This is a genomic window from Advenella sp. S44 (genome assembly GCF_002810445.1).
Lineage (GTDB): Bacteria > Pseudomonadota > Gammaproteobacteria > Burkholderiales > Burkholderiaceae_B > Advenella.
Genome location: NZ_NEXS01000010.1, coordinates 284,124 through 290,571, shown reverse-complemented (window position 1 = coordinate 290,571; position 6,448 = coordinate 284,124). Strand labels below are relative to the sequence as shown.

Annotated in this window: 6 protein-coding genes; 2 read left to right on the top strand and 4 right to left on the bottom strand. The window is 47.6% G+C overall.

Going from position 1 to position 6,448, the window contains the following annotated elements:
- A partial coding sequence (locus CAP48_RS17775; protein ID WP_100699193.1) for an epoxide hydrolase family protein occupies nt 1-1,154 on the bottom strand: 1,154 nt, incomplete at its 3' end.
- A 105-nt stretch (nt 1,155-1,259) separates the two neighbouring features.
- Between CAP48_RS17775 and CAP48_RS17770 the strand changes: the two genes are divergently transcribed.
- Complete coding sequence (locus tag CAP48_RS17770) at nt 1,260-1,835, top strand: ABATE domain-containing protein (protein WP_100699191.1); 576 nt, start codon at nt 1,260-1,262, stop codon at nt 1,833-1,835.
- Between the two features lie 210 nt (nt 1,836-2,045).
- On the opposite strand, the gene CAP48_RS17765 is transcribed toward CAP48_RS17770, so the two are convergent.
- The 3 genes from CAP48_RS17765 to CAP48_RS17755 all read right to left on the bottom strand — a co-directional run bounded on the left by CAP48_RS17765 (nt 2,046) and on the right by CAP48_RS17755 (nt 4,996).
- Nucleotides 2,046-3,221, bottom strand: coding sequence for an MFS transporter (locus tag CAP48_RS17765; RefSeq protein ID WP_100699189.1), 1,176 nt, complete (start codon nt 3,219-3,221; stop codon nt 2,046-2,048).
- An 87-nt stretch (nt 3,222-3,308) separates the two neighbouring features.
- Nucleotides 3,309-4,502 (bottom strand): acetyl-CoA carboxylase biotin carboxylase subunit family protein, encoded by a 1,194-nt coding sequence (locus tag CAP48_RS17760; protein WP_100699187.1) that lies wholly within the window; start codon nt 4,500-4,502, stop codon nt 3,309-3,311.
- An 11-nt stretch (nt 4,503-4,513) separates the two neighbouring features.
- Complete coding sequence (locus CAP48_RS17755) at nt 4,514-4,996, bottom strand: PhzF family phenazine biosynthesis protein (RefSeq protein WP_161495299.1); 483 nt, start codon at nt 4,994-4,996, stop codon at nt 4,514-4,516.
- A 100-nt stretch (nt 4,997-5,096) separates the two neighbouring features.
- Here CAP48_RS17755 and CAP48_RS17750 point away from each other — a divergent pair.
- A protein-coding gene (locus CAP48_RS17750) for an IS3 family transposase (RefSeq protein ID WP_369806312.1) occupies nt 5,097-6,172 on the top strand; the annotation gives its coding sequence in 2 pieces (ribosomal slippage) (nt 5,097-5,352 and nt 5,352-6,172; 1,077 coding nt in all).
- Nucleotides 6,173-6,448 lie beyond the last annotated feature (276 nt).

The following is a 6,448-nucleotide window of genomic DNA, read 5'->3' as shown; positions in this document are numbered from 1 at the left end:
ACCACCCCCAACCCCTCCCTCAAATCTCTAACAAACTCCCCCGGCACCTCCAACGACGGAAAATGCCCTCCAGCCTCAGGTTCCCGCCACCGCACAATCTTCCGATACCGCTCCTGCGCCCAGAGCCGTGGACACTTCTCAATATCCTTGGGATAGACGCTGATCGCCGCCGGCACATCCACCCGAAGCTCCGGATCCAGCGAGTCATGGCTCTCATAATAAATGCGGGCGGCCGATGCGCCGCTGCGTGTCAGCCAATACAGGGTGACATTATCTAGAATGCGGTCCCGGGAAATGCGCTCGAACGGGCTGTCTTCACTATCTGTCCACTCATAAAACTTGTCCAGGATCCAGGCCAGCAGCCCGACCGGGGAATCGACTAGCGCGTAGCCAGTGGTCTGGGGGCGGGTGGCCTGCTGCTTGGCGTAGGCGGCGCGGTAGCGCCAGAAGTCGCGGGTTTGCTCGGTCCATTTAAGCTCGTCCGCAGTCAGCCCGTCTGTTGTCAACCCCGGCGGCGCTTGCGCGAGCGTAGAGTGGATGCCAAGAACGTGGTCCGGGAACCGGCCGGCCAGGATGGTGGTGATCACGCCGCCCCAGTCGCCGCCATGCGCGACAAACTTGTTGTAGCCCAGTCTTTCCATGAGTTCCACCCAGGTGGCTGCGATTTTTTCGGTTCCCCAGCCGGTGGTGGTCGGCTTGTCACTGTAGCCGAATCCGGGCAGCGACGGGGCCACGACATGGAACGCCGGCGTGTTTGCGTCTTTGGGGTCTGCCAGCTCGTCGATGATATCGACAAACTCGGCAATACTGCCTGGCCAGCCGTGTGTCATGATCAGGGGCGTGGCGTCGGCACGCCGGGAGCGGCGGTGCAGGAAGTGGATTCCCAGGCCATCAATGACCGTGCGGAATTGGCCGATTTGGTTGACGCGCGCTTCGAACGCTCGCCAATCATAGCCGGTGCGCCAGTAGTTCACGACATCGATCAGGTCAGCTAGTGGCACGCCCTGGTCCCATCGGCGCGGGTCGGGCGCGGGGCGATAGACCGTCTCGGGCTCGGGCAGCCGCGCGGCGGCTAATCGGGCACGCAGGTCGTCCAGATCGGCATCGCTTGCATGGGCTTCAAATGCGTGTACTTCGCTGGTCAGACTAGGCATAAGATCTCCTTGCTATATCGTGAATCCGGCTACGAACTATTGCGAACCGGCTAAGATGGTTGTAACATGTTCTAAATATTAACGTCAACCAGCTAAGGTGGTTCCATGCGTACTGAATATCCTGATTTTCGCCTCGGTAGTGTTCTGGCAACCAGCTTCACGGGGACGCTTTCCGAGCGTTGCGGCAATCCTATTGAGCGTATTCCTACGCCGCAGCGGCTTGTTGACTGGCTGGCCGTCTATGGCCTGGCGGTAAAAACGTGTACCACAGCCCAGTTCAACCGCGCCCGAGAATTAAGGGAGGCCATTCACGCTGCCGCGACAGCTGCCGCTATTGGAGAAGCGCCGCCTGCATCTGCCGTTCGGGTCATTAACGACTGCAGTGCCCAGGGCAGGGCCGCCGCGTTCCTGACGCCCGAAGGCAAGCGACAATGGAAGCTTGGCTCGACCTCAAGCATGGAAGATGCCTTGGGCGTGATCGCCGCCGATGCGATCAGCATTCTGGCAGGCGAGCGAGACGGAAAACTGGCCTTGTGTGCATCACGCAGTTGCCAGGCCGCGTTCTTTGATACCAGCCAGAGTCGTACTCGCAGATGGTGCGATATGGGTACTTGCGGGAATAAGGAGAAGAAAGCGCGGTTTATTGCGAATCGGCGGAAGAAGGGTGGGGCGGGGGAGTGAATGGTATGTATGGTGGCTTCTCCAGTACACAAGCCTGCGCCGCGTTTATCGTATTGGATCCTCTATTGACTGTTAAAGCAATTCAGCTTGAAAGTTTAACTACCTCAAATCTTGACGGTAAATGCACCTCAGGTGATTCTTTAAACAGTACAAGCGGATGCACTTAGTTTCAAAGGATAGGGCTCTTGGTCCAGCATTTGAATATTTAAATCAATATGTATTCGGCCCTTTCCCGTTGAGAGTTGGAAAACATAGTCCGAACATAAAGATCAAGGTGCCCGCTATGACTAGTAACACGGTCAATGCAGTAGCCCCGCTTATGCCGAACAAAATCGGCCAGACGGTAGCGCCGACGTTTAATAGAACAGTACGAAAACCGATTATTCTACCTAGGTCTTTCTCAGGAACGATGTCATGTATTAGCGCGAGTAGGCTTGGTTGAGCCGTTCCTAGAGCTAGCCCTAAAATTGCAGCGAAAATCGACAGGCTGACATAATTCATCCACCATGGGTAAAGCAGGAAGCAAAATCCTACGGAGGCCAGTGAGGCCTTAACGATCGACGAATTTGAGGCAAATTTAGAAATGCCAGGAAGCGCGATTCTGACGACAAAGGTAGAAGCGGAAAATATACCGAAAACGATCCCCACTCTCTGTGGATTCAAACCCGCCGCATCACTCACAAATGGGACAATAAATGAATGCAGATCCCATGCCATAGCGAGTAATGCACCTGCGATTAATGTAATTAGCACGTCCCGTCTGGTTATTAGTTGAGTGAGCGGCTCTGTTCGATAAATATTCGTGGATTCGGTAGTTGGCGTAAATCCAAAATAGATACGATTCTTATATACAAGCATCGCACATATGATCGCGATACCGGCATTTACCCAAAAAGGTACATGCAATCCAAATTGACCGGAAATAAATCCTGCCATTATCGCGGCAATTGAATTTGCCGCGGACTGAGCCATAGAAAAGTATCCGAAATTTCGGACACGGAGCTGAGGAACTGAGCTTTCCCCAATATGCAACTGCAATACTATTTGCAATGTTGTGAATGCAACGCCGGTAATGAGTGCTCCCAAAAAAACAAATACGATTGATTCGACAAATGCTTGGACGCCTAGTCCGATCAGAAATAAGGCCACTCCTTTTACTAATAGTGAGCCAGGCCCTAAGCGAGAGGCCATTTCACCTATTCGTACAGCTAAAAAAACGGGGGCAACAGAGTAAAGCGCCATTGCAAGCCCTAATTGAACCGGAGAGTGTTGATTGAACGCAATATAAATTCCCGTTGTCACTCGACTGGCATTGAAGCAAAAGTACACAAGAAATCCAATAACCAGTGCTGGGAAAATCCGAGCATTTAATAACTTGTCTTGCATTGCGAAGGGTTTTATCGAGAGTTGACTGTGAGAGGATTTGAAAAAGTAAGGGTCGATATTGCGGAAGGCTTGATTTTCACAGAAAAGTTATGCAGTGTTGACTTTGACCCACAAAATTTCTGCATCTAACCATTCGCTCGCTTCGTTTACTCTGGACATGACTTCCTTCTCACTTTGCCCACTAATTATTATGCTTAACACATCGTCCGTATATGTCGCTGCCTTCGCATTTTGCACGCCTTGTTTACCATTGACATATAAGTTTGAGCACCATGAAAATGGAACAAAAAACGGGAGATTGCGTAGCACTGCATTTCTCGTCGGAAACATTAACGAAGCAGAGTAGCTAATAGGTTGTGAATCCGGCTGTATTTCAGGATCTAGTCCGCATTGGGATCGTACCCATGAGCGACTAAGATTAAATCCGTAATCCTTTTCCATTAGCTCCACTATTAGTGATCCAGCGGTTCTGCTCGCAATCTCGTTAAGTAAAAATTCTCCATTGTCTGTATAAAATATCTCTGCATGGAAAGCTAACGGGTCTGTTTGTGGGAGAGCTGCTATCACCCTTTTGCAAAAACTGATTAGGTTTTTCGATAAGATGGTCTCTGGATCCATAGTCATACTTCCGTAACAACCATGACTTTGGTAATCTAAAGATGTGTTGATGTACTTGTATGCGGCAATAAAATGATATTGATTTTGATAAAAAATTCCATTTACATGGTACATTTTTCCGTTGACAAAACGCTCAACCATATATGGTCGAAGTACTGGAACAGATAAATATCTATTTAAGTCTTGTTCGGAGCGTAAAAGCTCCACGCCACGTGAGCCTGCCAAGTCAATGGGTTTTACGACCACAGGGTAACCGTGGTTGTGAACAAATTTAATCAAGTCAACACTGCTATCAAGTTTTCGATATGCTGCCGTTTTGATTCCGGCTCTGTTTAAGTAGTCTTTCATGACTACTTTATTTCTATAAGCGTGTGCGCTTTCTAACGATTGTCCTTCGATATCCAAATATTCTCTTAGGGTGGCCGCACGTATAACATCATATTCTGATTGAGACACTATACGGTTCAGTTTGGTTTTTTTAGAAATTTCTAATACTAATTTGTCAGCTAACCCTGTATTAAGGCTATCAAACCGGCGAACTAGCTTGTATTTTCCGGGAGTATTCAACGGCTTTTCCGAGGCAGCATAAATAACAGGAGAACTGTCGGAAAGCCAATTATAGTAATCGAACTTTGTTGATCGATTAAAAATAAAAACTGACATATCTCGTAAATTCAACTTTGAGAAAAATGAAAATCTTGAATCTTCATACACTCGGTCGCAAAGCATTCACCAATCACGTGCCAACTGTCCGAAAGTGCATTTTTTGATACTATGATACGGGCGCTGTTGGAGTATTTTCCTCCTTGAAAAATATCGATGGATCGAGATTTTCCGTCTCGCCATATATGCTTAGCCACCGTTGAAGCAATAGCGCCGGTGGCGATATCTTCTTGCTCACCCAAATTCACAGGGAAATGGCGAGCCAGTAGCTTGCTTTTGCTTGCATTGGATTTATCTGCAAATACGTAGATGCCTGTAGCTTCTAGAGAACAGCAAATTTCATCTCGAATCGAGGCGTTGACCTGAATCATCTTCAAAAATTTGTCATTCATAAATTGCACAATTATTTTCTCTCTTGCCCCGCCTTTGGTATAAAAAAACAGTATTTCATGATTGTCCGTGGATAAAAAACGGGGAAGTCCTAAAGATTCCAAAATTCTGCTTTTGTACTCAGAAGTAAATTGTAACTATCCCCTAAAATAATACAGCTGAAGCGTAGAATTTTTCTTACACTAAGAAAAAAGGATTTTTACGATGAGCAAACGGATGACAGAAAGCCAAATTGTGGCGATGTTGAAAGAAGCGGAAGCTGGGATACCGATTAAAGAGCTGTGCCGCAAGCATCATGTAGGTAACTCCACATTTTATAAATGGCGAGCCAAATATGGCGGCATGGAGCTCTCCGACGTAAAACGACTCAAAGAGCTCGAGGAGGAGAATCGTCGCTTAAAGCAGATGTATGCTGATTTAAGTTTGAAGTCTCAGTTGCAGGAAGAAATCATAAAAAAGCTGTAGTGCCTGTTGCGACGCGTAAAGACTGGGCAAAAGCGCTACAGGCACAGCATGACATCAGCGTTGTTTTAAGCTGCATGATTACGGGGATGAGTCGCACCGCGTTTTACTATCAGCCTAAACGTTGTGATGATAGCGAGGTAATTACAGTGCTAAACACGCTGGTTGAAAGACATCAACGTTGGGGGTTCCCCAAGTGTTTTAAGCGCATACGCGCTTTAGGTTACCGCTGGAATCATAAGCGTGTACAGCGTGTTTATAATGCATTGCGACTCAACATAAAGACAAAGCGCAAGCAACGCGTGCCTGCTCGCCAACCCGAACCACTCGTCGTACCTAAAAGTACGGGTCAGTGTTGGTCGATGGATTTTATGTCGGACCGCTTAGAAAATAACGTGCGATTTCGTACATTTAATGTGATTGACGATTGCAATCGCGAGTTGCTAGGAATCGATATTGGCACGGGCTTGCCGTCTGCTCGTGTCACCCGTTACCTAGATGGGCTGGCCTCTTGGCACGGCTACCCACGTAGAGTTCGTGTCGATAATGGCCCCGAGTTCACCTCCGCGGAGTTCGTTCAGTGGGCACATCAACATGGCGTTTATATTGATTATACGCAGCCCGGTTGCCCCTATCAAAACGCCTATATTGAGCGCTTCAATCGTACGTACCGCCAAGAGGTATTAGATTTATATCTTTTTACGTCGTTGAAGCAAGTTCAACACATCACGGAACACTGGACAACGATTTACAACACCGAAAGACCGCACGATTCACTCAATGACATGACACCCATTGACTATAAATTAACATTATAAATTCTATGTGTGTGGTGTATTAAAGATGGGGTATTTACACTTTGAACTCAGAATTATTCTGTTGCCGTCTGAGGAAACAGTAATTCATCAGGCAAACACCATTTCAAAATCTATCTTCAGGAGAATATCATGGAGAATATTGTAGTTTTTACAATTGACGAGGAAGCAATATTTGATTCTGCGTTAGCTACTTTGCAACTGAGCACCAGCACGACACCTTAATTTTTGGCTGGCTAGCTTATCTAGCGTTTAATGAGCACCAGGATGTTCACTACG

Excerpts from the sequence above, each read along its gene's own strand:
- CAP48_RS17765 (WP_100699189.1), bottom strand. The coding sequence starts at position 3,221 with ATGCAAGACAAGTTATTAAATGCTCGGATTTTCCCAGCACTGGTTATT.
- CAP48_RS17760 (WP_100699187.1), bottom strand. The coding sequence starts at position 4,502 with ATGTCAGTTTTTATTTTTAATCGATCAACAAAGTTCGATTACTATAAT.
- CAP48_RS17770 (WP_100699191.1), top strand. The coding sequence starts at position 1,260 with ATGCGTACTGAATATCCTGATTTTCGCCTCGGTAGTGTTCTGGCAACC.